General features: G+C 58.3%; 29 protein-coding genes. 15 read left to right on the top strand and 14 right to left on the bottom strand.

The annotated features are described in order from the left end of the window. Positions 1-14: 14 nt before the first annotated feature. Together DHN60_RS06205 and DHN60_RS06210 are read right to left on the bottom strand one after the other, a co-directional pair. Positions 15-350: an AtpZ/AtpI family protein gene (locus DHN60_RS06205; RefSeq protein WP_108836422.1), complete on the bottom strand. Its 336-nt coding sequence runs from the start codon at positions 348-350 to the stop codon at positions 15-17. 202 nt (positions 351-552) lie between these two features. Next, positions 553-1434, bottom strand: coding sequence for a LysR family transcriptional regulator (locus DHN60_RS06210; RefSeq protein WP_159089132.1), 882 nt, complete (start codon positions 1432-1434; stop codon positions 553-555). A gap of 108 nt (positions 1435-1542) precedes the next feature. Between DHN60_RS06210 and DHN60_RS06215 the strand changes: the two genes are divergently transcribed. Both DHN60_RS06215 and DHN60_RS06220 read left to right on the top strand, forming a co-directional pair. Next, positions 1543-1752, top strand: coding sequence for a hypothetical protein (locus tag DHN60_RS06215; protein WP_108836424.1), 210 nt, complete (start codon positions 1543-1545; stop codon positions 1750-1752). A 38-nt stretch (positions 1753-1790) separates the two neighbouring features. Further along, positions 1791-2126, top strand: coding sequence for a helix-turn-helix transcriptional regulator (locus tag DHN60_RS06220; protein ID WP_108836425.1), 336 nt, complete (start codon positions 1791-1793; stop codon positions 2124-2126). Positions 2127-2197: 71 nt separating this feature from the next. Here the strand turns inward: DHN60_RS06220 and DHN60_RS06225 are convergent, their stop codons facing one another. Further along, positions 2198-3088: a DMT family transporter gene (locus DHN60_RS06225; protein WP_108836426.1), complete on the bottom strand. Its 891-nt coding sequence runs from the start codon at positions 3086-3088 to the stop codon at positions 2198-2200. Between the two features lie 10 nt (positions 3089-3098). After that, positions 3099-3980, bottom strand: coding sequence for a LysR family transcriptional regulator (locus tag DHN60_RS06230; protein ID WP_108836721.1), 882 nt, complete (start codon positions 3978-3980; stop codon positions 3099-3101). 113 nt (positions 3981-4093) lie between these two features. Between DHN60_RS06230 and DHN60_RS06235 the strand changes: the two genes are divergently transcribed. The 10 genes from DHN60_RS06235 to rpsP all read left to right on the top strand — a co-directional run bounded on the left by DHN60_RS06235 (position 4094) and on the right by rpsP (position 10661). After that, positions 4094-4672, top strand: a complete 579-nt coding sequence (locus DHN60_RS06235; protein WP_108836427.1) for an FMN-dependent NADH-azoreductase — start codon at positions 4094-4096, stop codon at positions 4670-4672. A gap of 135 nt (positions 4673-4807) precedes the next feature. Next, the gene (locus DHN60_RS06240) at positions 4808-5275 is read left to right on the top strand and encodes a hypothetical protein (protein WP_108836428.1); all 468 of its coding nucleotides are present in this window, start codon (positions 4808-4810) and stop codon (positions 5273-5275) included. 165 nt (positions 5276-5440) lie between these two features. Then, positions 5441-6040, top strand: a complete 600-nt coding sequence (locus DHN60_RS06245; RefSeq protein ID WP_159089133.1) for a hypothetical protein — start codon at positions 5441-5443, stop codon at positions 6038-6040. Positions 6041-6435: 395 nt separating this feature from the next. Beyond that, positions 6436-7941, top strand: coding sequence for a signal recognition particle protein (ffh, locus tag DHN60_RS06250; protein WP_108836430.1), 1506 nt, complete (start codon positions 6436-6438; stop codon positions 7939-7941). Continuing rightward, positions 7938-8270: an NIPSNAP family protein gene (locus DHN60_RS06255; protein WP_108836431.1), complete on the top strand. Its 333-nt coding sequence runs from the start codon at positions 7938-7940 to the stop codon at positions 8268-8270. The genes ffh and DHN60_RS06255 overlap by 4 nt, the downstream gene beginning before the upstream one ends. Beyond that, the gene (locus tag DHN60_RS06260) at positions 8267-8782 is read left to right on the top strand and encodes a GNAT family N-acetyltransferase (RefSeq protein WP_234423549.1); all 516 of its coding nucleotides are present in this window, start codon (positions 8267-8269) and stop codon (positions 8780-8782) included. The genes DHN60_RS06255 and DHN60_RS06260 overlap by 4 nt, the downstream gene beginning before the upstream one ends. Continuing rightward, positions 8779-9309: a GNAT family N-acetyltransferase gene (locus DHN60_RS06265; RefSeq protein WP_108836432.1), complete on the top strand. Its 531-nt coding sequence runs from the start codon at positions 8779-8781 to the stop codon at positions 9307-9309. The genes DHN60_RS06260 and DHN60_RS06265 overlap by 4 nt, the downstream gene beginning before the upstream one ends. Beyond that, on the top strand, positions 9306-9908 hold the full coding sequence (locus DHN60_RS06270) for a GNAT family N-acetyltransferase (protein ID WP_108836433.1): 603 nt from the start codon (positions 9306-9308) through the stop codon (positions 9906-9908). Before DHN60_RS06265 ends, DHN60_RS06270 begins: the two co-directional genes overlap by 4 nt. Next, a complete protein-coding gene (locus tag DHN60_RS06275; RefSeq protein WP_108836434.1) occupies positions 9901-10197 on the top strand; it encodes a chorismate mutase in 297 nt (98 codons plus the stop codon). The genes DHN60_RS06270 and DHN60_RS06275 overlap by 8 nt, the downstream gene beginning before the upstream one ends. Before the next feature lie 50 nt (positions 10198-10247). Beyond that, positions 10248-10661, top strand: coding sequence for a 30S ribosomal protein S16 (gene rpsP / locus DHN60_RS06280; protein WP_108836723.1), 414 nt, complete (start codon positions 10248-10250; stop codon positions 10659-10661). A gap of 63 nt (positions 10662-10724) precedes the next feature. On the opposite strand, the gene DHN60_RS06285 is transcribed toward rpsP, so the two are convergent. The 5 genes from DHN60_RS06285 to iolD form a co-directional block, all read right to left on the bottom strand. Beyond that, positions 10725-11195 (bottom strand): GNAT family N-acetyltransferase, encoded by a 471-nt coding sequence (locus DHN60_RS06285; protein ID WP_159089134.1) that lies wholly within the window; start codon positions 11193-11195, stop codon positions 10725-10727. A gap of 371 nt (positions 11196-11566) precedes the next feature. After that, on the bottom strand, positions 11567-12394 hold the full coding sequence (locus DHN60_RS06290; RefSeq protein WP_108836436.1) for a class II fructose-bisphosphate aldolase: 828 nt from the start codon (positions 12392-12394) through the stop codon (positions 11567-11569). A 72-nt stretch (positions 12395-12466) separates the two neighbouring features. Further along, positions 12467-13303 carry a 5-deoxy-glucuronate isomerase gene (locus DHN60_RS06295; protein ID WP_108836437.1) on the bottom strand — a complete coding sequence of 279 codons (837 nt, stop codon included), beginning with the start codon at positions 13301-13303 and terminating at the stop codon, positions 12467-12469. Between the two features lie 11 nt (positions 13304-13314). Continuing rightward, on the bottom strand, positions 13315-14295 hold the full coding sequence (locus tag DHN60_RS06300; protein WP_108836438.1) for a PfkB family carbohydrate kinase: 981 nt from the start codon (positions 14293-14295) through the stop codon (positions 13315-13317). Continuing rightward, positions 14295-16163, bottom strand: a complete 1869-nt coding sequence (gene iolD / locus DHN60_RS06305) for a 3D-(3,5/4)-trihydroxycyclohexane-1,2-dione acylhydrolase (decyclizing) (protein ID WP_108836439.1) — start codon at positions 16161-16163, stop codon at positions 14295-14297. Before iolD ends, DHN60_RS06300 begins: the two co-directional genes overlap by 1 nt. Before the next feature lie 128 nt (positions 16164-16291). Between iolD and DHN60_RS06310 the strand changes: the two genes are divergently transcribed. The 3 genes from DHN60_RS06310 to DHN60_RS06320 are packed head-to-tail and all read left to right on the top strand — an operon-like array spanning position 16292 to position 19449. Continuing rightward, positions 16292-17395 carry a Gfo/Idh/MocA family protein gene (locus tag DHN60_RS06310; RefSeq protein ID WP_108836724.1) on the top strand — a complete coding sequence of 368 codons (1104 nt, stop codon included), beginning with the start codon at positions 16292-16294 and terminating at the stop codon, positions 17393-17395. 14 nt (positions 17396-17409) lie between these two features. Further along, positions 17410-18303, top strand: coding sequence for a TIM barrel protein (locus DHN60_RS06315; RefSeq protein ID WP_108836440.1), 894 nt, complete (start codon positions 17410-17412; stop codon positions 18301-18303). A 12-nt stretch (positions 18304-18315) separates the two neighbouring features. Further along, positions 18316-19449 carry a Gfo/Idh/MocA family protein gene (locus DHN60_RS06320; RefSeq protein WP_108836441.1) on the top strand — a complete coding sequence of 378 codons (1134 nt, stop codon included), beginning with the start codon at positions 18316-18318 and terminating at the stop codon, positions 19447-19449. Between the two features lie 10 nt (positions 19450-19459). Here DHN60_RS06320 and DHN60_RS06325 read toward each other — a convergent pair whose 3' ends face one another. The 5 genes from DHN60_RS06325 to DHN60_RS06345 all read right to left on the bottom strand — a co-directional run bounded on the left by DHN60_RS06325 (position 19460) and on the right by DHN60_RS06345 (position 24332). Continuing rightward, the gene (locus DHN60_RS06325; protein WP_108836442.1) at positions 19460-20458 is read right to left on the bottom strand and encodes a LacI family DNA-binding transcriptional regulator; all 999 of its coding nucleotides are present in this window, start codon (positions 20456-20458) and stop codon (positions 19460-19462) included. Between the two features lie 125 nt (positions 20459-20583). Continuing rightward, positions 20584-21390, bottom strand: a complete 807-nt coding sequence (gene iolB, locus DHN60_RS06330) for a 5-deoxy-glucuronate isomerase (protein ID WP_108836443.1) — start codon at positions 21388-21390, stop codon at positions 20584-20586. A 12-nt stretch (positions 21391-21402) separates the two neighbouring features. Then, the gene (locus tag DHN60_RS06335) at positions 21403-22548 is read right to left on the bottom strand and encodes a phytanoyl-CoA dioxygenase family protein (protein ID WP_108836444.1); all 1146 of its coding nucleotides are present in this window, start codon (positions 22546-22548) and stop codon (positions 21403-21405) included. Between the two features lie 9 nt (positions 22549-22557). After that, positions 22558-23550, bottom strand: a complete 993-nt coding sequence (iolG, locus tag DHN60_RS06340; protein ID WP_108836445.1) for an inositol 2-dehydrogenase — start codon at positions 23548-23550, stop codon at positions 22558-22560. Beyond that, positions 23550-24332: an ATP-binding cassette domain-containing protein gene (locus DHN60_RS06345; RefSeq protein WP_108836446.1), complete on the bottom strand. Its 783-nt coding sequence runs from the start codon at positions 24330-24332 to the stop codon at positions 23550-23552. The genes iolG and DHN60_RS06345 overlap by 1 nt, the downstream gene beginning before the upstream one ends. Between the last annotated feature and the right edge of the window lie 2 nt (positions 24333-24334).

The following is a 24334-nucleotide window of genomic DNA, read 5'->3' on the forward strand; positions in this document are numbered from 1 at the left end:
CTCTCCGTCTTATCTCACCCCGTGGGGCGGTCATCTTCTTCGGCCAGCTCGGCGGCCTGCTTGCTTTGGACTTCTTCTGCACTGCGCATCATCGTTTTGACGCCGGCTGCAAAGCCCAAGAATATAAACACGATCATGAACCACGGAGAGGTGCCAAACAGCGCATCCAACCCGTACCCCATACCAAACCCGATCCCGAGACCGGCCACCAACTCGATCACCATGCGCCAGGCAAGCTGTGCCTGAGAGTGGTGATCCGGCGTGCGGGGTTTTGGCGCGTGGTCCTCTTTGACGGCCTGCAAACGCGCATTTAGCGCCTCCATCTTGGCCTTGTCGTCAGGGTCGGTCACGTGCCTTTGTCCCGTCCTTTGGATGCGATTGGGATATGATGCGGGGATGAATGAGTCAACGGCGGCAGAGCGCCGACCAAAACAGGCTTAAACTCATGAAATTAATTGAAAATTACTAGTGCCCAAATATGGCGGACAAACCGCCGCAGGGCGCCAAGCCCCTAATCTCAAGCATATCGCTTATTCAACCATTTGGTTGATCTTAAGTGCTGCGCAACGCCTGAGTATGGTCCAAAAGCCAGCGACGCACTGAGCGCACGGCTTTGCGTCGCCCCGCTTGACCGCTGGTGAGCAAGTGAAACGAACCCTGCCGAAAGCTCACATCAGACACCCGCACCAGACGCCCCGCCGCTTCGTCCAGATGGGTACCGTCCGATGCGCCAAGATACACGCCTGCCCCATGCACAGCCGCCTCCAATGCCAGTGCGGCACGCATCCGCCACGGCGGATCAGGCACCTCGACATCCCAACCCGCGCGCGCGGCCCAATCGATCCAGATGTTCGGCCCACGATCCCTCAGCAGCGGCACACGGGCCAGATCCTGAGGCCGCAGGATGTCGTCCTTGAGGTAACCCGGCGCCGCAAAGGGATATATCGCGGCATCACTCAGCAAATCCGATGGCTCCTGCAAATGCCCCGTCTTGGCATAACGTATCGCAAGATCAGCCTCGTACCGGTCCAGATCGGCGAGCTCGTTTGATCCAATCAGGCGCAACTCGATCTCAGGCAAGTTCGCCTGAAACTTCGACAACAGCGGAACGACAATCTTGGCGGCAAAGACAGGTTCGCTGTTCACAACCACCCGGCCCGACGGCGTGTCAGCCAGCCCTTCAGTGGCCTCACCGATAACGTCAAAAGCAGGTGTGATCCGGCCCAGATAGTGCCCCCCTTCCGCAGTTAGCGCCACGCCCCGCGAGGCATCGCGAAACAATTGAACGCCCAGTCGCGCCTCAAGACCCCGCACATGGCGGCTGATCGCGGAATGACTGACACCCAACTCCTCAGCGGCACGGCTAAAGCTTTCGTGACGGGCGGCGGCCTCAAAGGCGCGCAAGGCATTCAGGTTGGGCAATGTACGCGACATGGAAGAATTGTGCATTTTTTGCACAAGTAATGTCAAAGAGCTGAGTTTGTGGCAGTTCATTTTTTCTGGCAAATATGTTCCCACAACTCATATTCGTTGAGGTTACCCATGCAACTGATCCACACCAACGCGCTTTTGCGCGCACTGAACACTTGTGCAAAAATCTTCCGCTATGCGTCGTCGAAGGAGGCGATCGAAGGTACCGCACTGCCCCCGCTTACCGCCCATATCGCCCGCGATATCGGGCTGAACCCCAGCGAACTGGAGCAGATGCGTCATCGCTGGCCTTCCCAATCGACGCACCATCCCTACCTTTGAACACTTTTCACCGACGCCATGCCCTCGTATGACAGGGCATGGCAGACACGCTCGACACCACCTTTTCCGCCCTTGCGGACCCTACGCGCCGCGCGATCCTGTCGATGCTGCTTGAGGATGACATGGCTGTCACGGACGTCGCCGAACCGTTCGAGATGTCGCTGGCTGCCATTTCCAAACACCTGACAATCCTCACCCGTGCCGGGCTGATCGCGCAGGAGAAACGAGGCAGGGTCAAGTGGTGCAAGCTGCAACCGGACGCGATGCGTGCGGCCAGCGTCTGGATGCAAGGATTTGGCCAGTTTGAACCGGTCAATCTGGATGCATTCGAACGGTTTCTTGCCAGCGAACTACCCGAGGCAGATCAACCCTGAAAAGCGCCTTGTCAGTACAGACCAACCGGCGCCACAAGCTGCCCCTTGCGATCGACGTTGATGTAACTTTGTCATGCCGTCACATCATCGTCTCGCAGCAGCATCACCAGTGCAATGATGGTCAGCACCACGCCTCCAAATACGAGAGGACCGGGCACACCATTTCCAAGGGCGACTTCCCAAAGGATCACCCAACTGGGAGTGAGATAGGTATAGGCCATGACCTTGGCACTGGGCAGGCGCATCGTGGCAAATTGCAACAAGACGAAGGTCGCCGCCGAGGCAAAGACCGCAATATAAACCAACGTCACCCAAACGATCGCTGGCAACCCAGCCCAATCAGTCGCCCGGATGTCGGACCAGCCGTAAATGGTCAGCAGCAGCGCGCCTGCCACCAGCATGCCAAACGTGAACACCACCGCAGGTTCCCCCCGGTTCAGTTTGCGCACCATTGGGGTGTAAATCGCGTGGCTGAGGCAACCAAAGAAATAGATGACCTCACCCTTCCCGACCTCAAAAGCGAGCAGCGCCGCCACATCCGCGCGGAATATGACCCAGAGCGCACCCGCGCCCCCAATGGCCAGCGCAAGTGCCATGCGGGGTGTGGTGATCTGGCGAAGCAACCACCAGCCAAAAAACCCAGACATCAGAGGGGTCAGGGTGAACACCGCCGCCGCACTTACCGGCGGAGCGGTCTTTAGCCCCTCAAACATCAGAACAAAGTAGACAGAAAACAGCCCGCCCAAAACGAGGTAACGCCAGGGGGCAGCAAGTGCAGCACGCGTCATCCCGCCCGTGGCCAAAACCGCAACCCCAATGATGCAGGCTGCCAAACCAAAGCGAAGCGCGTTCAGGGCTGCGGGATCAATCTCGTTGGCGACCAGAGCGCCAAGGGAAAACGACCCCGCCACAAGGGCCGAGAATGTAAGCATGGCCGCATGTCCGCGCAAAGCAGGGCTCAAAACGCGGCCCTCACAGCACCTTCCAGTCTTTGGACCTCTCTTTGAGAAAGGACAGGAACGCCTGCACTTTATTGGTGCGATGCAGGTCGACATGGGTGACGAGCCACAAAGGCGCGGTCCAGTCCTCGCTCGGTTCCATGATCTCTACCAGGTCGGGGTTTGCGCGGGCCTCAAGCACTGGCAGAAATCCAACCCCCGCCCCGGCTAACACCGCCTGTTCCAGCGCGCGCACGTCCGTTGAGCGGAAGGTGATCGTGTCCTCGGACACCTGAGAACGCAGCCATTTGTGAAAAGGCGCGCGGCTGTCGGCAGCGTCATGGCCGACAAAGCGGTGACCACTGGTATCGCCAGACAAATCCGGGAGGCCATGGCGCTCCACATAGCCTTTCGTGGCAAAAAGCCCCACGGTCAAACGCACAAACGGCTGCACTACATTGTCCGGCTGATCCGGCGCATTCCCCGCCCGGATCGCCACATGGGCCTCTCCGTATTCAAGGCGGAACAGACGATCCCCGGTCAGATAACGCACAATGACATCCGGATGTTCTTGCTGAAATGCGGTCAGAACAGGAGCCAATCGCGGGGCCATCGTCACAAGAGAGGTGACAACCAACTCGCCCGACACTTCGGTTCCGCGCCCCTTGATACGACCCACCAACTGACCAAACTGATCATCTGTGGCCTGCGCTACCCGAAACAGGTCATCCCCCGCCTCAGTCGGGGTGTACCCACGAGCGTGGCGTTGAAAGAGTTTGACCCCCAACCGGCCCTCTAGCGCGTCGATATGACGGATCACGGTTGCATGGTGAACGCCCAAAACCTCTGCCGCGCCACTGACCGTGCCCATGCGGGCCACTTGGTAGGCTGTCTTGATTTCATCCCAGTTATCCATGCCGTCCTCATTGTGCATTTGTAAACACGTGATGTTGATTTTCACCAATTGCGTTCGAATTTGCAAGGTTCAATTGTAAGGGCAGACACCAAAACCCGCTCCTATGAAAGGACCTGAACATGACCACTCTGCACATCGACAGCTCTGCCCGTTTCCAAGGCTCTGTGACCCGCGACCTTTCTGCCCAGATCGTAGGCAAATTCGCAGGCCCCGTGATCCGCCGGGATCTGAGCGAAGCACTGCCTCAGATCACCGAAAACTGGGTCAACGCCAACTTCACGCCGGCAGATCAACGCGATGCGACAAAGACCAACACGCTGGCGCTGTCTGACCAGTTGGTCGACGAGCTGAAAGAGGCCGAAACGATTGTGATCGGCGTGCCGGTCTACAACTTCGGCATTCCTGCCGCCCTCAAAGCATGGGTCGATCTGGTCGCGCGCGCTGGTGTGACCTTCAAGTACAGCGAATCCGGCCCAGTTGGTCTGTTGAGCGGCAAACGCGTCATTCTGGCGGTTGCCACCGGAGGCACGCCCGTGGGCAGCGATATCGACTTTGCCACTGGCTACATGAAACACGTGCTTGGCTTTATCGGCATTACGAATGTGCAAATCATCGCCGCCGACCGGGTCATGGCGCAAGGCGAAGAGGCCATCGCTGGCGCCAAGGCCGATATCCAGAAACTGGCGGCCTAAGTCACCCGCTTTCTCTACCAAAGCCCACCACTCAGCCCCCTTTGGCCCAAGTCAGAGGGGGTTTCTCGTTGTGAAGTACGAAGATGCATCGCTGTCATCTGGACGCCCCATGAGGTCCGCGCCTAGAATTGGGTCATGACCGTGCTGCGCAACCTGCCCTCACAATTGATCCTTGCGCACGCGCCATGGGTGCTGGGCGGAGGGCTGATTGTTTGCATCGTGGCCTGCGCGGCTGCGGGTCTCGCCCTGATCGCACAAGGTGAAATCGTTGGACTTGTCACGGTGCTTGCGGGTGCGGGCGTACCGCTTGGCATCTTTGCTCTGGCCATCAAGCGGGATCAGGTGATTTTTGATGCCAGCGCGGGCACAGCCACCGTCCAACGGCGCACGCTGCTGCGGTATCGCAGTGCCACTTATCCGCTCGCCACTGTGCGCCGCGCAGAGGTCGAGGAATTTTCGGACACTGCCCGCCCCACGCTGACATTCCACGACACCACGCCGCCTTATCCACTGGTCGAAGCTTACGTGTCTGGCAACGGTCCGCGGCAGGCGGCGGATGTGATCAACGATTGGCTGCGCAGCTACAAACGCTTGTCGGCCTAAGGCCGGACACTAAACCTCGTCCTTTGCCCTGACGATCAACGCGCACAGCCCGGGCGCGATACCAACCTGTTTTTGAAAATCTTGCGCAGGGTTATGAATAATACCCGGCACCTCCGTGTTTCCTTTTCACAACGCAATTTTGAATACTGGATAAACGAGGACAACATGGAAAAGATTGATGGAGTAGGCTACCCGGACGATGCCATAGACCTTCTGAAGGACACGAGGCTAGGCCCCTTGTTTCGGGCTTATCTGAAGAAAAGGGGTTGTCCTGAAAAGTATATTTTCCTCGATGCCGCCGAGAAAAAGATCGATCCAAAGTCTCAGTTCAAACTCTTCTTTGCCGACAATGCCAAACATCAGGTCAATGCTGGCTCAGATTCTCTGCTCGCGGCCAAACGACTGGGCAAGGCACAGGATTGGAAGTCTAAAGAGTGGAAAGTCATCTATGAAGGGGCAGTCGCCGATACCAACCGCTTTGTGAGTGGCGAATTTATCGAGCCCTTTTACAAGAAGGACGATGACTTCAGAGCTGTACACGTCAAGAACGTCGAAAAGTTGATGCTCAGAACCAAGTACCCTGCCCTCATGAAGGAACTGGATGTCGTCGACAAAAAGGGCATCGCCACAGCCGCGGCAATGCTGAAGGCCGGCAAGAAATCGGATGGGCCCAGAAGCGCCAAGGCCTTTGTGAAAAAGAACAAGATCAAGATGGCCCCCAAAGAGGTGATCAAAAAGATCAAGAAGACATTTAAAATCAAATAGTAAGATCAGGTTCGCAGGCGGAGAGCGTCACTTGACACATCCTGCCTGCGTCCCAATTCGATCCCTTTCCTTAATGTCTGCGCTTCCCACCAAGCTCGTGCCAATGCCATCATGCGCGGCGATCCAGCCCGTGGCCGCGCCAACACCACGTCGCCCTTCGCCACTGCCTGACGGCATTCAACACCCCCTGCCCTTGACTCAGATTGCGGTCTCCCCTAATCCGCGACCAACACCCGGAAACCGTTTCGTTTCCGGTCCCTTGGGATTAACCTGGGATCGACCTCCGTCAGCGCGTTGCGCCCACGGGGGTGATTTTCGTTTGGTCCGTTATCTTGGGAACCTCACCGCCTGATCTTATCTGTCAGGCACAACGTTCACGGTCGAAAGGCACGCATATGTTTGAAAATCTATCCGAACGCCTCTCCGGTGTCTTCGACCGCCTGACAAAACAGGGTGCGTTGTCCGAGGATGACGTCAAAACCGCGCTGCGCGAAGTGCGCGTGGCATTGCTGGAGGCAGACGTATCGCTGCCTGTCGCCCGCGACTTTGTCAAAGCGGTACAAGACAAGGCAACTGGTCAGGCCGTGACCAAATCGGTCACACCGGGTCAGCAGGTCGTCAAGATCGTGCACGACGCGCTGATCGATACCCTGACGGGTGAAGGTGAACCGGGTGCGCTGCGCATCGACAGCCCGCCCGCCCCGATCCTGATGGTCGGCCTGCAAGGTGGCGGTAAAACGACAACCACCGCCAAACTCGCCAAGCGCCTCACCGACCGTGATGGCAAGCGCGTGCTCATGGCCTCTCTCGACGTGAACCGTCCGGCGGCGATGGAACAACTCGCCATCCTCGGCACGCAAATCGGCGTCGACACCCTGCCCATCGTCAAAGGCGAAAACCCCGTCCAGATCGCCAAACGGGCCAAGACCCAAGCGAGCATGGGCGGTTATGACGTTTACATGCTCGACACAGCCGGGCGGCTCTCCATCGACGAAGAGTTGATGACGCAGGTCGAACAGGTCCGCGACGTGGCCAACCCACGCGAAACCCTGCTGGTCGTCGATGGCCTGACCGGTCAGGACGCCGTGCACACCGCGCAGAACTTTGACGAGCGCATCGGCATCTCGGGCGTGGTCCTGACACGGATGGACGGCGACGGGCGCGGCGGTGCGGCTCTGTCCATGCGCGCGGTCACCGGCAAACCGATCAAATTCGTCGGCCTTGGCGAAAAGATGGACGCGCTCGAAACTTTCGAACCCGAACGGATCGCTGGCCGCATCCTCGGCATGGGCGACATCGTGGCCCTCGTCGAAAAGGCCCAGGAAACCATCGAGGCCGAACAAGCCGAGCGCATGATGAAGCGCATGGCCAAAGGTCAGTTTAACATGAACGACCTGCGCATGCAGCTGGAACAGATGATCAAGATGGGCGGCATGGAAGGCATGATGGGCATGATGCCCGGCATGGGCAAAATGGCCGCTCAGGTCAAAAACGCAGGCTTCGATGACAAAATCCTGAAACAGCAGATCGCCATGATCGGCTCCATGACCAAGAAAGAGCGCGCCGCGCCGCAAATTCTGCAAGCCTCCCGCAAGAAGCGGATCGCGCGCGGATCGGGCATGGAGGTGTCGGACCTCAACAAACTACTCAAGATGCACCGCCAGATGTCGGACATGATGAAAAAGCTCGGCAAGGGCAAAGGCGGCATGATGAAACAGGCGATGAAGGCCATGATGGGTGGCAAAGGCGGGATGGACCCTGCTGCGATGGCCCAGGGCATGGACCCCAAACAGCTGGAAGCAGCCGCCAAGCAGCTGGGCAAAGGCGGCGGCGGCCTCCCCGGTCTGGGCGGCGGCATGGGCCTGCCCCCCGGTCTGTCGGGCTTTGGGAAGAAGAAGTGATCACCGCGCTCATCACATATGTGATCGACCCGGCCAAGGTCGATGCGTTCGAAGTCTACGCAAAGGCTTGGATTCACCTCGTCAATGCGATGGGAGGAACGCATCACGGCTATTTCCTGCCTTCGGAAGGGGCCAACAACAAGGCGTGGGCCATGTTCTCTTTCCCGTCGCTCGCCGCTTACGAGACCTATCGCAAAGAAATGGCACAGGACGCTGAGTGCCAGCGCGCCTATGTGCATGCAAAAGACACCGGCTGCATCCTCAGCTTTGATCGCACCTTCACCCGCCCAGTTCTTGATGGCGCGACAGTTCAAGAGCTCGGCTTGTGATCGACATCCCCAACATAAACACCGACAGACTCACCCTGCGTGCACCACGCGCAGAGGACGTGCCCGCATTTGCCGCGTTTTATGCAAGCGACGCGGCGCGTTTTGTCGGCGGGCCTATGACCGAGGCCGAGACATGGCGCTATTTGTGTCAGGTGATCGGCCATTGGGGTATGCGCGGCTACGGACGCTGGATTGTGACACTGCGCGACGATGACGCGCCTATTGGGCTCGTCGGCCTGCACAACCCGCTGGACTGGCCCGAAGCCGAAGTGGGCTGGTACATCTGGTCTGGCATCGGCAAAGGCTATGCCGTGGAGGCGGGCAAAGCGGCGCGGGCGCATGCCTATGACACACTGGGTTGGACTACTGTGGTCAGCATGATCGCCCATGGCAATGACGCCTCGGTGGGTGTCGCGACATCGATGGGTGCCCAACGCGAGGAAGACTACCAACACCCCGTTTACGGCGCGATGGGCGTCTACCGCCATCCTGGTCCTGAGGCGCTGGCATGATCAGTTTGACCGGCACCCCAACATTGCAGACCGAGCGTCTGACCCTGCGTGCGCCACAGCCGCAGGACGCGGATGCCTTCATCGCGTTCTTTGCTAGCAAGCGTTCCCAGTTCGTAGGCGGCCCGATGACGGAGCGGCAGGCCTGGAACTTCTTTGGCACGGAATTCGGGCATTGGATGATGCGCGGTTTCGGGATGTTCACAGTCACCCGCCACGGAGATGACACGCCACTGGGCATTGTCGGGCACTGGTATCCCCGCACGTGGCCCGAGCGGGAAGTCGGCTGGGTCCTGTTTGATCCGGCAAGCGAAGGTCAGGGCATCGCATTTGAGGCGGCAAAGGCCTGCATTGCCCATGCGTGGGACACTCTGAAATGGGACACGATCGTCAGCTATATCGACCATGGTAACGACGCGTCTGTTGCCTTGGCCAAACGGCTTGGAGCGACATTGGACAAAGATGCGCTCCCAACCAAACCCGAAGACCCTTGCTACGTTTACCGCCACCACCGGGGGACATTCGCATGAGCTCTCAACTGATCCCAACCATCGAAACCGGGCGGCTTTCCCTGCGCGGACCCGTGGCCGAAGACTACCCGAACTTCAAGGCGACCTTTGCGTCCTACCGCTCCCGCTTCATGGGCGGGCCGCTGAACACGTATGAAGCTTGGATGCTTTATGCCGCCGAAATGGGGCACTGGGACATCCGGGGCTTTGGAATGTGGATGATCCACGACAAAGACACAGACGAAACTTATGGCATGGCCGGTGGCTGGCAGCCCGCTGGTTGGCCCGAACGTGAAATCGCGTGGATCATCTGGCCGGACAAGGCGGGCAAAGGCTTTGCGCTCGAAGCGACACATGCCGTGCGCAAATACTACTACGCAAATGGCTGGGACACCGCTGTCAGCTATTTGGACCCCAAGAACCTCGACAGCGTCCGGCTGGCCGAACGGCTTGGCGCAAAAAAAGACGCCGGCGCCCCCAGCATTGACGGTTCCGACGCCGTTTATCGCCACCCGTCCCCGGCCCAGCTTGATGACACGCAACTGGCCCACGGGATCGAAATGGAAATCGGGCACTATGCCGATCCTCAATTCAAGCCGAAAGGATGGGCTCTTGACTGACGTCGTCTCCAAAGCCGCCGAAGTGCTGGCCGAACACCGCAACAGCATCGACCGCCTCGATGCGATCCTGGTTTATACGCTGGGCGAGCGGTTCAAACACACGCAGGCCGTGGGGAAACTCAAGGCCACACACGACCTTCCACCTAGCGATCCTGCCCGCGAGGCAGACCAGATCGCACGGCTCGAAGCTTTGGCAAAAGAGGCCGATCTCGACCCCGAATTTGCCAAGAAGTTCCTGAACTTCATCATCGCTGAAGTCATTCAGCATCACCAGAAACACCAAACGTAAGGTGCGTGTTCACACGCACCAACCCTACCAAACCAAAAGGAAATAAAACCATGGCTATGAAAATTCGTCTCGCCCGCGGCGGCTCCAAAAAGCGCCCCTTCTACCGTATCGTTGCCGCTGACAGCCGCATGCCACGCGACGGCCGCTACATCGAAAAACTGGGCACGTATAACCCTCTGCTCGCCAAAGACAACGAAGAGCGCGTGAAGATGAACATCGAGCGCGTTCAGTACTGGCTTGGTGAAGGCGCACAGCCCACAGACCGGATCGCCCGCATGCTCGAAGCCGCAGGCGTAATGGAGAAGAAAGAGCGCGCGAACCTCAAAAAGGGTGAGCCCGGCAAGAAAGCTCAAGAGCGCGCGGAAGAGAAAGCCGCCAAGGTTGCCGCAGCCGCAGAAGCCGCCGCAGCACCTGCAGAAGAAGCGCCCGCCGAGGCACCTGCCGAAGAAGCCGCAGCCGAGTAAGCTGCGCTCCTTCTGGACGACAAACGCCCGCCCTGACGTGTTTCAGGGCGGGCTTTTTTGTGTTCAGCGTCTCGCCTCGTCCACGAATTTCACAAACGTCACCTTATCTTCCCCCGCTCCGAAAAATTCGGGAATGGTGGACACATGAGTGTAACCGCGCGCTGTGTAAAACTGGCGGGCACGGTCCTGCTCCGGCAATTGCGTGGTGTCGATGACGATTAGGCGCGCAGACATTGCGGCCTCCATCGCGGACAACAACACTGATCCTGCACCGCCGCCGTGCAACTCAGGCGACACAGCAATTGCGCGCAAGTTCCACGTGCAATCCGTCATGGGTTCGGGCTGCGCCATGGCGAACCCCACAAGCGCGCCGCCTCGCGACACAACGCGCCACACGTCCTCACTTTCACCGGCAAGCGCCGGGGCAACCATCTCGCCCAACGTCTCACCGGGAAACAGTGTGTCGTCTGCTATGGTAGATAAAGCAGGGATATCGCTTTCGCGCAGATCGCGCGTTTCATATTGGTCTGGCATTGGCCATCCTTTTGATCTTATTTCAGTTTTTTCTGGACTAAGGGTATTGGGCACACCATTGAAGGTCGCCCAAGGAGCGACGCAAAAGCCTTTCAGATGCAAGCCCCGCGAGGGACGCACGGGCATGTGCCCGGATCAAACCGACATAAAATCTCCATCCCGCACTCTTTGGTGCAGGTGAGATCATGCTACTGAGTTTCTACCAACACAGCCAAACAATTTCTTGTTTTCTGAACTGTAAAAAGCCCAAGTCTGTTGCTCGATGTCAGGCAACCGGCGCAGTGTTTCGCGTTGGGATAGGTCCCTCTGTCCAATAGCGGTGAGGGTCTGGCGGTCGATGGTTTGAACTCGTCTCAGGCTGGATTACCGCCTTAGTTCCCCAATGCCCTGATCACTTCTCGCGCCGCTGTTTCAACAGGATCAATCGTTTCCTTTAGAATTGTAACGCGGTCGAAACGATCTGGGTCGCAATTGACAGCCTCGCGCATGGCTGCGCCAAACGCCAAACGTAATTCAGTTCCGATGTTGAACTTGCAAATGGCAGTGTTGCGCGCCAGCTTCTGGCGCTGCGCGATGGGCACGCCTGATCCGCCGTGGATCACCAGCGGCACATCCGTGACGGCCTCGATCGCCGCGATGCGAGCCTCATCGAGCCCGCCCTCTTTATCTTGCTGCAAATGTACGTTGCCGACAGAGATCGCCATTGCATCCACCCCGCTCTCGCGGGCAAAAATGGCGGCTTCTTCCGGGTCGGTTCCATTTGATCCTTCGCCGCCCGAATAGCCGACGAATCCGATTTCACCTTCGCAGGAAATACCGGTGGCATGGGCCATTTCAGCGATCGCGGCAGTCTCATCGATGTTCTGTGTCAAAGGCTTGCGGGAGCCGTCGAACATGAGGGACGTAAACCCGCTGTCCAACGCTTCCTTGCATTCATCAAACGTGTACCCGTGGTCCAGATGCGCCACGACCGGGACCGAGGCGTGTTCCGCCAGATGCCGGAACATCTTGCCTAGGATCGGCAGTGGGGTGTGTTCGCGGCAGGATGGTCCAGCCTGAAGGATTACAGGCGCGTTCTCGGCCTCGGCAGCGGCCACGTAGGCCCGCATGTCTTCCCAGCCCAGCGTCACCAGCCCGGCCACGGCATAACCATTTGTATAAGCGGGCTGCAAAACGTCCCTGAGGGTCACGAGCGTCATTGATATTCTCCTGCGCGTCTCGCACCCGATCCTGTGCCTTGCGGGCTGATCAGAGTGCCGATCGGGATCGGGTTATTTGAACTTTGCGATCATGTCCTTGATGCCCGGGATCGTTTCGATCTGATAGGCATGCGTCGGCTGAAAGTACTGCACCAAACTGCGTTGGGTCAGGCCGCCGAGGATCGTGAAGTAGTACATCTCGTAGCCCGGCAGCACAGCGCAGGGGTGATAGCCATTGTCGATGCAGATCGTGGAGCCATCGACGATGTGGTAGGCGTCTCCGGCTTTGCCATCTTCGCGCTGCAACATTTGCAGGCCAGATCCATGGTTGGGTTTGAAGCGAAAGTTGTAGGTTTCGTCGTGCCGGGTTTCGTCCGGCAGACGGTTGGTGTCGTGCTTGTGGGATGGGAACCCGGACCAGCCGCCTTGGCCGACGGTGAATAACTCACTCACCAAAAGCCGTCCCACTTTGTCATGCTGTTTCTGGCCCAAGATATGCTTGATCTTGCGGTGGGTTTTGGTGTCGTCTGAACCGTATTGCACGAGGTCATGCGAACGCACATCAAAAGGTTCGAGCACTTCGTCATAGCGCGCCCCGGCGATGAATGTCTCGCTGTTTTCCGATACACAAACGAGCGTCACTTTGGCCCCGACAGGGACGTAAACACCTTCTGGCTCACCGTCCCAAACATCTTCACCCCGGTTGCCAACAGCGTCGAACCTCACACCCTCAATCTCAACATCCAGACTGCCGGTGGCGGGGACAATGCAAGTCTCGTATCCGGGTACCTGGTATTCGAACGCTTCGCCCTTTTTCAGTTTGACGATGTTGAAATAGTTCAACGGCACCGTCGGGTTGTCGATATCGACGATGGGTTTGTTTTGGTTGTCAAACGGAGCGATATGCATGTTCGGTCCTTTCAGGCCTCGGTCGGGCCAGGGTGATTAGAGAGAAAGTCGTCCAGCTGGGCGGTTGTTGGCATTGCGGGGGCGCAACCGGGTTGGCTGACAACAATTGAGGCACAGGCAGAGCCGCGCAGAACCGCGTCACGCAATGAGTGACCGTCCGCGATAGAGGACAGGAGCCCCGCCATAAAGCTGTCGCCTGCACCGTTTGGTTTCACGGCGGTCACCGGGTAAATCCCGGTTCGGATTTCCTGACCATCTGCAAACGTCACGGCACCGCCTTCGCCCATTTTGTAGATCACCATTTTGCCTTTGGCCGCCAGTTCTCGCGCCTTGTCCAACCCATGCTCGATCCCGCCAGCCATAAAGCCGAACTCTTCGTCATTTCCGACAATCAGATCGCTTTCGTCACCGGCCCGAGACAGCACATCAGACGCCACATCGGCGGATGGCCAGCTGTAGGGGCGATAGTCGATGTCGAAAATCACTGGCAAACCGGCTTTGCGCGCGTTTTCAAAAGCGCGAAAGGTTGCGCTGCGCGATGGCTCGGATGCAAAGACGGTGCCTGCAGTGATTAGAGCGCTGAACCCGGTGTAGTCGACGGCGTCCATATCGTCTTCGGTCACCTGAAAATCTACCGCGCCATTGCGATAGATCACGTTCTGAAAGTCTTCGATGCAGCTTTCATAAACCGCGAGCGACAGGCGGTATTCTCCACCAAGCACCCGGATAAACGAAGTGTCCACGCCGTAATGGGCCAACCGGTTGAGCGCAAACCGCCCGACGGCGTCGTCCGAGACCGAGGTGATCAAGGATGCGGCACTGCCCAGCTTGACCAGACCGGCGCAGATATTGGCGGATGATCCGCCCAGATCAGCGCGAAACGTTTCTGCATGCTCGCTCTTGGTGCCCACGGGGTCTGCAAACATATCCATCCCGGCACGGCCAAAAACGGCGAAACGGTTGCCCTTGATCCCATCCAGCAGCGCAGACATCAGACGCCCTTTCGCTGTTTGTCGCGGCTGGATTCCCAGTCGACATGAGCCGCCCTCACCTTGTCGTTGTCTGTGACATGCGGCGTTCCAACTTCCCACCAGGTATGGCCCTCGGTGGTCCAACCTTCGTAAGGGTCGACTTTCATGACGATGACGTAGGTCTTATCCGACGCCTTGGCGCGTTTGAATGCCTCGGCCAGTTCTGCAGGGTTGGCCACAGTTTCAGCGGCAGCCCCTTGCGATGCGGCATGGGCTTCAAAATCTACTCCAAACGCCTCGGGAACTGTCGGGGCATCTGCGATCAGATTGTTAAAGCTTTCGTTGCCGGTGTTGTTTTGCAGCTTGTTGATAACCGCAAATCCGCCGTTGTCCAGCACAAGCAGGATCATCTTTTTCTGTGTCAGAACAGAGGAATAGATGTCCGAATTGAGCATCAGATAAGACCCATCGCCACAAAAGCTGATCGTATCTTGCTGTGGTTCGCGTTCGGATTGCGCAATCCGCGCACCCCATGCCCCCGCAATTTCGTAGCCCATGCAGGAAAACCCAAACTCAACGTCCACGGTTCCGATATCCAGCGTACGCCAGTTTGCGGTGACTTCGGCGGGCAGGCCGCCCGCGGCAGCTACAACGCGGTCGCGGGTGTCACACATCGCGTTCACCACACCGATGGCTTGCGCGTAGGAGTTGGGCCGGTTGTCACCGTAGGACACATTGTCGGCCACGTAGGCATCCCATTTCTTGCGCTCGTCCTGCGCCGTGGCAACCCAGTCAGAAGAACCTTTGTGGTCGCTCAACGCAGTATCCAACGCTGCAAGAGACAGCTTGGCATCGCCAACTACCGGCAACGACATGTGCTTGCCCGCATCATGGCGCGCAGCGTTGATCGAGATGAACCGCGCATCCTTGGCGAAGGCAGTCCATGACCCGGTGGTAAAGTCCTGCAACCGCGTACCAACGGCAAGGATCACATCGGCCTGTTCGGCGATGGCATTTGCGCTGTCAGACCCGGTCACGCCAATGGGGCCTATATTAAGCGGGTGGTCATTCAGCATATTGGCCCGGCCCGCGATCGTCTCCACGACCGGGATCTGGTGGTCTTCTGCAAAACGGGTCAGTTCGGCCACAGCGCGCGAATACTGCACCCCGCCACCGGCGATGATCATCGGGCGTTTGGCCGATTTCAACAGGGCCGTTGCGTCCGCGATCTCGTTCGCATCCGGTGGCTGGCGGCGAATGCGATGGACTTTCTTTTCAAAGAAAACTTCGGGGTAGTCGTACGTCCAGCCTTGCACGTCTTGGGGCAGGCCAAGGAAAGCAGGCCCACAATCTGCGGGGTCGATCATCGTGGCAATGGCGGCAGGCAAAGACTGAATGATCTGTGCCGGGTGGGTGATCCGATCCCAATAGCGGGTGATGGGCTTGAATGCATCATTGGCACCAAAGGTCGGATCGTTGAAATTTTCCATCTGCTGCAAGACAGGGTCAGGTAACCGTGTCAGGAACGTATCACCGCACAGCATCAGCATCGGCAGGCGGTTCGCGTGCGCCAATGCAGATGCCGTCACAAGGTTCAGCGTGCCCGGTCCAGCGCTTGCCGTGCAGAACATGAACCTTTGACGCAACCACTGCTTGGAATAAGCGGCCGCTGCGAACCCCATGCTTTGTTCATTCTGCCCGCGATACAAAGGCAACTCGTCGCGATGATCATAAAGCGCCTCGCCCAGACAGGTGACATTGCCGTGGCCAAAGATCCCGAAACCCCCGCCGCACAGGCGCCATTCGGTCCCGTCTATTTCGATATACTGGTTGGCCAGCCAACGAATGATCGCCTGGGCCGTGGTCAGTTTTACGGTCTTGTCAGCCACTTGGTCGCTCCCCCCAGAATGCGCTGATTTTGCGCAACGCGAATTGTCGCTTGCGCGCGTTCGTCTCCCAAGTTACAGATTTTGCAATCGGTTGCAAATACAATCGGCGCCGGCGCCAGGGAGGCAATATGGTCAAGATCGGAATTGGCGTTGTTGGCGGCGGCTATATGGGCAAAGCGCACTCTGTTGCCATGTCCTCTGTTGCCGCGATCTTTAATACCAAATTGCGCCCTGAACTCGAGATGATTGCAGCGTCCTCACCCGAAAGCGCCGAGCGGTATCGCCAGCAGTTCGGGTTTGCGCGCGCAGCACCAAATTGGCAGGCATTGGTCGAAGACCCCGCAGTTGAGGCAATAGTCATCGCCTCTCCTCAGGAAACGCACCGCGCAATTGCCGAGGCTGCGATGGCGCTTGGCAAGCCTGTTCTGTGTGAAAAGCCATTGGCAGATACGCTTGAGGATGCACGCGCCATGGTCGCGACGGCAGAGGCATCCGGCGTGGTCAACATGGTCGGCTTTAACTACATTCGCACACCCGCCAGCCAGTTCGTCCGCAAGCTGTTGGCAGACGGCGCCATTGGCGATGTCACATGGTTTCGCGGCGAACATACAGAAGATTTCCTGTCCGACCCCCAAGCTCCTCACAATTGGCGGTGCGATGGCATGGCCAATGGCAACATGGGCGACTTGGCCCCGCATCCAATCAATGCAGCCCTGGCGCTGATGGGTCCCATTGCCGAAGTCATGGCCGAGGTCGAGACTGTACATCGCACCCGCCCCGGCGGCGCGGTCACCAATGACGATCACGCCCAGATCATGTGCCGCTTTGCCAGTGAGGTGAAAGGGCACATCTATTCCAGCCGTGTCGCGACAGGTCGCAAGATGGGCTATGCCTACGAAATACATGGCACCAAGGGCGCGATCCGCTTTGATCAGGAAGACCAGAACGCAGTCTGGCTCTATCGTGCTGAGGGGCCAGAGGCGACACGTGGGTTTGCCAAGATCCTGACTGGCCCGGCGCACCCAGATTATAAACCTTTCTGTCTTGGCCCGGGTCACGGCACTGGTTATCAGGACCAGATCATTATTGAGGCCAAGGATTTTCTGACGGCTATCGAAGCGGGGCAATCCAACTGGCCAACTTTCCGCGACGGGCTGGCCGTGGCCGAAGTCGTCGAGGCCGCATTGATTTCGGCTCAAAACGGGGTTTGGACCCCAGTTTCTCAGGTGTAAGGAGACATATCCAAATGACCATTCGCATCGGAAATGCCCCCTGTTCCTGGGGTGTCGAGTTTGCTCAGGATGACCGCAACCCCACATGGCGCACTGTGCTGAAAGAGTGTGCTGAGGCTGGATATAAGGGCATCGAACTGGGGCCTGTTGGTTTCATGCCCGAGGACCCTGCTGTGTTGAGCGAAGCGCTGGACGAATATGGTCTGGAGCTGATCGGGGGCGTGGTATTCCGCGCCTTTCATGACCCGGCACAATGGGATGACGTTCTGGATGGGGCCAAACGGACCTGCGAGGCATTAAAAGCGCACGGCGCTGAACACTTCGTTCTGATCGACAGCATTTCGCCCCGCCGCGCCCCGACCGCTGGCCGCGCAAGCGAAGCCGAGCAGATGGACGATGCTGAGTGGGCCGCCTACCGTGATCGGATCGTGACGGTCGCCAAACTGGGTGCCGAAGAGTACGGATTGATCCCCGAACTGCATCCGCATGCGGGCGGCTTTATGGATTTCGAACCCGAGGTCGAGCGTATCCTTGCCGAAGTCGGTCCCGAGACCCTAAAACTCTGCATCGACACCGGCCACTGCACCTATGCAGGCTTTGATCCCGTCGCCTTCATGAAGCGACACATGGACCGGATCACCTATGTGCATTTCAAATCCACGAGCGCGCAGGTAAAGGCCGACGCAATCGCCAACCGCACGGGTTTCTATGACGCCTGTGGGCAGGGCATTTTCTGCAACCTGTCCGAAGGCGAAGTCGACCTGCCGACTGTGCGCCAACTGCTGTTGGACAGCGGGTTTGAGGGCTGGTGCACCATTGAGCAGGATTGCGACCCGACACTGGACCCTGACCCGCTGGGCGATGCCCGCAAGAACCGCGAATACCTCGAAAGCATCGGCTTCGAATAAGGACGAAAGACTATGGCAAAACTGAAATGGGGCATGATCGGCGGCGGCGAAGGCAGCCAGATCGGACCAGCACACCGTTTGGGCGCACAAGCTGACGGACTGTTCGAATTCACCGCTGGCGCATTAGATCACCGCCCAGAGGCTGGGCGCGCCTATGCCCGCCAGTTGGGCATCGCAGACGATCGCGCCTATGGCGACTGGCAAGAGATGCTGGAAGGCGAAAAAGGGCGCGATGACCGGATCGATCTGGTGACCATTGCCACCCCGAATGCGACACATTTCGAAATCACCAAGGGCTTCCTTGAAGCCGGGTTCAACGTGCTGTGCGAAAAGCCCATGACCATGACGGTCGAAGAGGGTGAAGAAATTGTGCGCGTGGCCGAAAAGACCGGCAAGGTCATGGCCGTCAACTACGCTTACTCTGCCTATCCGATGGTGCGTCAGGCGCGTGCGATGGTCCGTGCCGGTGAAATTGGCAAGGTTCGTCTTGTGGTCACCAATTTCAGCCATGGGCACCATGGCGACGCAGGCGATGCGGATAACCCGCGTGTGCGTTGGCGTTATGATCCGGCCATGGCGGGTGTGTCAGGCCAATTCGCAGATTGCGGTATCCACGCAATGCACATGGCCAGCTTTATCTGCGATGACGAGGTGGAAAAGCTGTCTGCTGATTTCGCCTCAACAATTTCAAGTCGCGAGCTGGAAGATGACGCGATGGTCAATTTCCGCATGGCAGGCGGAACGGTTGGGCGGTTGTGGACGTCATCAGTTGCCATTGGTCGCCAGCATGGGTTCGAAATTCAGGTCTTTGGCGAGACCGGCGGGTTGAAGTGGCATGCCGAACAGCCAAACCAGCTGATTTACACTCCGCTGGGCGGGCGCACGCAGATCATGGAAAAGGGCGAAGGCGGGCTATTCGAAGACGCCACACGCCTGTCCCGCGTCGCCATTGCCCATCCCGAAGGGTTCCCACTCGCTGTCGCCAACATCTATTGCGACCTTGCCGACGCAATCCGAGGAGAGACCCGTGACGGGCTGCCCGGCGCAAACGCGGGCGTCCGGTCGATGGCGGCTGTTCACACAGCCGTGGCCTCGGCCCGCGCGGGCGGTGAATGGATGGACGCACGGCCACCGATGTTCCGCTAAACTACTTAGGTCAGCGCTTTGGGCGTAACGTGCCGCGTTCAATGACGCGGCACGGAAACAGGCGCGCTTCGGGCTCTTGTTCCGTATCACCCAGTACGCTTGTCACCTTTTCTATGGACGCATCAATGATGTCGGCGATGGGCTGGTGGATCGTCGTCAGATTGATGTTTTCCCAACGCGCCATTTCCATGTCATTCAGACCGACGATCCCGATGTCGTCAGGTACTGAAAGGCCCGCTTCTGCAATGGCGGACAAGGCTCCGATGGATAGAACGTCGTCACCGCAGAAATAGGCTTCGGCGGGGGTGCCATTGAGAAGCTCCTGCATCTGATTACGTCCTGCATCAAAGGTGTAGTCCTTGGCAAAAGAATAGCTGACCGTGACCTCGGAATGCTCGGCCAGTGCCTCAAGAAATCCGCTCATGCGGTCTTGGGTCGACGTGGCACTTTCCGGCCCGCCCATGAATGCAACTGACTGATACCCCCGCGCAATCAATTCGCGTGCGGCGATGCGCCCACATTCAATATTATCGATCCCAATGATGTCCACGTGGGGCGTTGCCAAGTAACGCCCAAAGCTGTGCACAACCGGCATACCTGCGTCACGAAAAGCCCGCGAAAAGCCTGACGGCAATGTTGAGGAGGCCACGATGACACCATCCACCGAATAGGCGCGCAGCATGCGCACGGAATTTTGTGGATCTGTTTCGTCAGAAAGGTTGACCAGTAGAGGGCGCAAGCCGCGTTCTTGCAAGCCCCTTGTGAAGAGATCGAAGACCTCAAGGAAAAACGGGTTGTGAAAGTTGTTGGAGATGAGACCAATCATTTTGGTCCGGCCTGTGGTCAGGGATGAGGCGAGCGCATTGGGGTGATAGCCCAGATCAGTTGCCGCTTTTTCGACCCGCTCGCGCATCTTACGCGACACCGACGCCCCGGGTGTGAACGCTCGCGATACCGCTGAACGGGACACCCCAGCGCGCTCGGCCACTTCCTTCAACGTTATTGCCATTCTGCCCCTTCCATGCCGGCCAATATTGTCAGCATGCCAGCGGTACAGCAAACAGTCTTTCAGCCCACAACGGCATGGTGGGCCTTAATCCTTCCCCTGCTGCCTTCTTAACAGTCGAACGCACGTCACCCGTCACGTTCCATGATCCATTCGACCTCAGGCGCGGGGACGAAACGCCATTTACGCAAAGGGCCTGCCATCACGTTGAGGTAATACATGTCAAAGCCATATGGCGCACCACAAGGGTGGTGCCCACGCGGAACGCAGACCACGTCACCATCGTGCACGGCCATCGTTTCATCCAGACTTCCATCATCCGTATAGACACGCTGGATGCCAAACCCGCTGGAGGGATTCAGCCGGTGATAATAGGTTTCCTCAAGATAGGTGATGCGGGGAAAGTCGTCTTCATCATGCCGGTGGCTTGGAAAGCTGGACCAGTGGCCGTTGGGCGTAAAGACCTCAGTGACCAGAAGGCTGTCAGCGTAGTCTTCGGCCTCCATGGCGATATTGTTGATATGGCGGGTGTTCGCGCCCTTGCCGCGTTCAGTCAGGGTGATGCCGTCGGGACCAATGCGGCGTGCCTTGTGCCCGCCTTTGCCGGGGGCTGAGCACACGGCGATCACGCAATCGGTCTCTGCCACGGCCTGCCAGTCGGTGCCGTTCGGCAAATATAGGCAATGGGGTGGGGTTTTTTCGAACACATCCATCCGGTCGCCCAGCACACCCCAATCCTGCCCAGCACCTGTGATCTGAGCCTTGCCCTCCACCATGACAAGGATCACCTCGCGCTCGCCAGTCACTTCGCTGGCTGTGTCCCCCGCCCGCAGGCGATAGAGGCCAAATCCGACATAGCGCCACCCGGCGGACGCCGGTGTGATGTCATGCACCTTGCCGTGGGCGCCAAAGGGTTTTTTCAAAAGGTCGGTCATGGGCTCTCTTGGTTATGGCAGTCGTCGGGCGTGGTTCTCAACAAGGGCAGTTTCGAATTCGGCTTCGCTCATGCCTTCATCCACTGCGCGGGCCAGAAGCTCTGCCTGACTTTCTGAGGCCAGCCCGCCAATGGGTGGGTCGGTATCAAGGTTGGTTGGGAATGGGTATCCCTCGGCCGCAGCACCGATCGCAGCCGTGCGTGCCAAGCCTGTGAACCCCAGATCTCGCAGGGCAGGGAACAGGGCGCGGGCCATAGCGGTACGATCAATCCGTTCCAACGTGCGCCCCATAGGAGAGCCGATCTGCATCAGGTTGGCCATGCGCTCGATATCCGCAGACCGATTGTCGCCTGCCGCGTGAAAAAGCGCTGGGTTAAAGAACAGTCCGTCGCCCTTTTCGAGCGGAAACTGCACGTGGTTTTTTTCGAAGGCGTCCCGGAACTCGGGCAATTGCATCGCAATGTAACCCGGCCCATAGCGCTGCGAATTGGGCAACAGTTTGGTAGGACCGCTTTCAACGGGCATGTCACAATGGGCAATTGCCCCTTGAAGGGTCAGCGCCGGTGACAAGTGATGGGAGTGAACTGGGAAAGATTTTGCCTGATCTGCGGTCATGAAGCCAAGGTGATAGTCTCGGTGACAGGTCTGCGCCTTCCCACCGGGCCGGACGAGGTTTACTTGCGTAGTCATCTGATACCACGGGCCAAGCCACGCCTCGCTGACGGCCGCGACGGATGGAGCAGCAAAGTAGCGGGCAAAGACGTCGGGCGCACGCAGGCACAATTTCTGAAGCGAATTCCAGATCCGGTCATTCGCTCCGCGTTCGCCGAAATGGTCCCCGCCGCTTGTGGAGGCTCTTTCGTCTGCAATGATCTGTTCGAAAACAGCGGTCGCCTGATCGACGGCGTCCAGATCCGGAACAGCCCCCTTAAGTATGACGGCTCCGGACAGATCGCCTATGACCTGTGCCCATTCCGCCAGCAGCGCAGCCCTATCAGTTGGATTGTCCAGTGCGGCGTTCGTGTCCGCGGCGGAGTAGACGGGCAAGTTGCTCACAATTTCAGAGGCAAAACGGAGTTTGGACGCATCCAATGGTTCGGCAATCAGCGCTTTGAATTCGTCAATCTGGCAATCGGCTTCGGTGTAGTATCCCATCATTCCTCGTCTCTATCCGGGCAGCACAGCTTGTTTCGTCTCGACCGACGTCACTGCAGCCTCGGCAAGCTCCAATGCTTTCAATCCATCAAGACCCGTAGTCGGCATCGGGCTTTCATCGCCCAATGCCTGTACAAATGCTGCAATTTCGTTGGCGTAAGCCGCGACATAGCGGGTCATGAAGAAGTTCAGCAACGGCGGGCGGTGATAGCCCGTTGCATCCGCAATCTCTATGTTCGCCTCATGTTGGTTGCGCGCCGAAACAGATCCACCTGATCCATGGACCTCGATCCTCTGATCATAGCCGTAGGTGGCACGGCGCGAGTTGGTGATCGTGCACTGCTTGCCCGATGCCGTGGTCAGTATCACATTGGCACTGTCAAAATCGCCCAGCTTGCCGATTTCTGCATCCGTCAGAACAGATGCCGCGGCATAAACCGATGTGACCTCTTCGCCCAGCAGCCATCGCGCCACATCAAAATCATGGATCATCATGTCGCGAAAAATTCCACCGGACCGGGTGATGTAGTCGTAAGGGGGCGGTACGGGATCGCGCGAAGTGAGGTTGATCATCTCAACTTCACCTATCTTGCCATCATCAATCGCAGCTTTCACCGCCATGAAGTCAGGATCAAAACGGCGATTGAACCCAAGCATCAGGCGACCGCCAACGGCATCGACTTTGGCCAGACAGGCGCGCACCCGTTCCACGTTCAGATCGATGGGCTTTTCGCAAAAGACGGCTTTGCCCGCGGCGGTAAACTGCTCGATCAGATCCGCGTGGGTGTCAGTGGGCGTACATATCACCACCGCGTCCACATCGTCCGAACCTGCAATCTGGTCGATCTCGCGGATGTCGCAGCCATATTGGGCACGCATCTGCTCGGCCATCTCGGCAAATGGTTCCGCCACGGCGACGAGTTCCGCCCCCGGGACAGAAGCAACGGCTTTGGCATGGACCTGTCCGATCCGGCCTGCACCGAGTATGGCCAGCCTCAGGGCCATCAGGTTGCAGTTTCCATATATTCTTCGCCTGTTTTTGCGCCGGTGATGTAGGACACCACGTCTTCACCCGAATAATCGCCGGTCTTGATATCGAGATTGGCGCAGATACGGCCACGGCGGAACACGATGATCCGGTCCACAAGGTCAAAGACCTGACGCATGTTGTGCGAAACCAATATCAATGGTTCGCCCGCTTCCTTCAGCGTGCGAACGATGTTTTCCACCTGCGCCGTTTCCTGAACCCCGAGCGCAGCTGTCGGTTCGTCCATTATCGTGAGTTTGGAACTGAAAGACGCGGTCCGGGCAATCGCCACACACTGGCGCTGCCCACCCGACATGCGTTCAATGGTGTTGCGGATGTTGGGGATCTTGACTCCGGTCCGTTCCAGCGCATCCATCGTGTCTTGCCGCATCGCCTTATAGTCCAGAACTCGGAACGGGCCGAGCCAGTCCCACTTGGTCTTTTCGCGGCCAAGGAACAAGTTGTCTGGCACGTCGAGGTGATCGGCCAAGGCCAGCGTCTGGAACACGGTTTCAATACCAGCTTCTCGCGCGTCCAGCGGGCCTGCAAAGTCCACTTCTTCGCCATAGAGCCAGACCTTGCCGCGCGTGCGTTGCTCAACCCCGGTGATTTGGCGCACGAACGTGGATTTCCCTGCGCCGTTGTCGCCCATGATCGCCACGTGCTCGCCACGCTTGAGCTCGAAATTCGCACCTTCTAGTGCGTGAACGCCGCCGTAGTGTTTGGTCAGGTCTTCTGTTTTCAGAACGATGTCACTCATGT

The sequence above is a fragment of the Tateyamaria sp. Alg231-49 genome (genome assembly GCF_900143535.1).
Taxonomy (GTDB): domain Bacteria; phylum Pseudomonadota; class Alphaproteobacteria; order Rhodobacterales; family Rhodobacteraceae; genus Tateyamaria.

What these genes read in the sequence shown, in the direction of transcription:
- DHN60_RS06210 (WP_159089132.1), bottom strand. Translation starts at nt 1,434, where the DNA reads ATGTCGCGTACATTGCCCAACCTGAATGCCTTGCGCGCCTTTGAGGCC.
- DHN60_RS06215 (WP_108836424.1), top strand. Translation starts at nt 1,543, where the DNA reads ATGCAACTGATCCACACCAACGCGCTTTTGCGCGCACTGAACACTTGT.
- DHN60_RS06220 (WP_108836425.1), top strand. Translation starts at nt 1,791, where the DNA reads ATGGCAGACACGCTCGACACCACCTTTTCCGCCCTTGCGGACCCTACG.
- DHN60_RS06230 (WP_108836721.1), bottom strand. Translation starts at nt 3,980, where the DNA reads ATGGATAACTGGGATGAAATCAAGACAGCCTACCAAGTGGCCCGCATG.
- DHN60_RS06240 (WP_108836428.1), top strand. Translation starts at nt 4,808, where the DNA reads ATGACCGTGCTGCGCAACCTGCCCTCACAATTGATCCTTGCGCACGCG.
- DHN60_RS06245 (WP_159089133.1), top strand. Translation starts at nt 5,441, where the DNA reads ATGGAAAAGATTGATGGAGTAGGCTACCCGGACGATGCCATAGACCTT.
- ffh (WP_108836430.1), top strand. Translation starts at nt 6,436, where the DNA reads ATGTTTGAAAATCTATCCGAACGCCTCTCCGGTGTCTTCGACCGCCTG.
- DHN60_RS06265 (WP_108836432.1), top strand. Translation starts at nt 8,779, where the DNA reads ATGATCAGTTTGACCGGCACCCCAACATTGCAGACCGAGCGTCTGACC.
- DHN60_RS06270 (WP_108836433.1), top strand. Translation starts at nt 9,306, where the DNA reads ATGAGCTCTCAACTGATCCCAACCATCGAAACCGGGCGGCTTTCCCTG.
- rpsP (WP_108836723.1), top strand. Translation starts at nt 10,248, where the DNA reads ATGGCTATGAAAATTCGTCTCGCCCGCGGCGGCTCCAAAAAGCGCCCC.
- DHN60_RS06285 (WP_159089134.1), bottom strand. Translation starts at nt 11,195, where the DNA reads ATGCCAGACCAATATGAAACGCGCGATCTGCGCGAAAGCGATATCCCT.
- DHN60_RS06290 (WP_108836436.1), bottom strand. Translation starts at nt 12,394, where the DNA reads ATGACGCTCGTGACCCTCAGGGACGTTTTGCAGCCCGCTTATACAAAT.
- DHN60_RS06295 (WP_108836437.1), bottom strand. Translation starts at nt 13,303, where the DNA reads ATGCATATCGCTCCGTTTGACAACCAAAACAAACCCATCGTCGATATC.
- DHN60_RS06300 (WP_108836438.1), bottom strand. Translation starts at nt 14,295, where the DNA reads ATGTCTGCGCTGCTGGATGGGATCAAGGGCAACCGTTTCGCCGTTTTT.
- DHN60_RS06310 (WP_108836724.1), top strand. Translation starts at nt 16,292, where the DNA reads ATGGTCAAGATCGGAATTGGCGTTGTTGGCGGCGGCTATATGGGCAAA.
- DHN60_RS06315 (WP_108836440.1), top strand. Translation starts at nt 17,410, where the DNA reads ATGACCATTCGCATCGGAAATGCCCCCTGTTCCTGGGGTGTCGAGTTT.
- DHN60_RS06320 (WP_108836441.1), top strand. Translation starts at nt 18,316, where the DNA reads ATGGCAAAACTGAAATGGGGCATGATCGGCGGCGGCGAAGGCAGCCAG.
- DHN60_RS06325 (WP_108836442.1), bottom strand. Translation starts at nt 20,458, where the DNA reads ATGGCAATAACGTTGAAGGAAGTGGCCGAGCGCGCTGGGGTGTCCCGT.
- iolB (WP_108836443.1), bottom strand. Translation starts at nt 21,390, where the DNA reads ATGACCGACCTTTTGAAAAAACCCTTTGGCGCCCACGGCAAGGTGCAT.
- DHN60_RS06335 (WP_108836444.1), bottom strand. Translation starts at nt 22,548, where the DNA reads ATGATGGGATACTACACCGAAGCCGATTGCCAGATTGACGAATTCAAA.
- iolG (WP_108836445.1), bottom strand. Translation starts at nt 23,550, where the DNA reads ATGGCCCTGAGGCTGGCCATACTCGGTGCAGGCCGGATCGGACAGGTC.
- DHN60_RS06345 (WP_108836446.1), bottom strand. Translation starts at nt 24,332, where the DNA reads ATGAGTGACATCGTTCTGAAAACAGAAGACCTGACCAAACACTACGGC.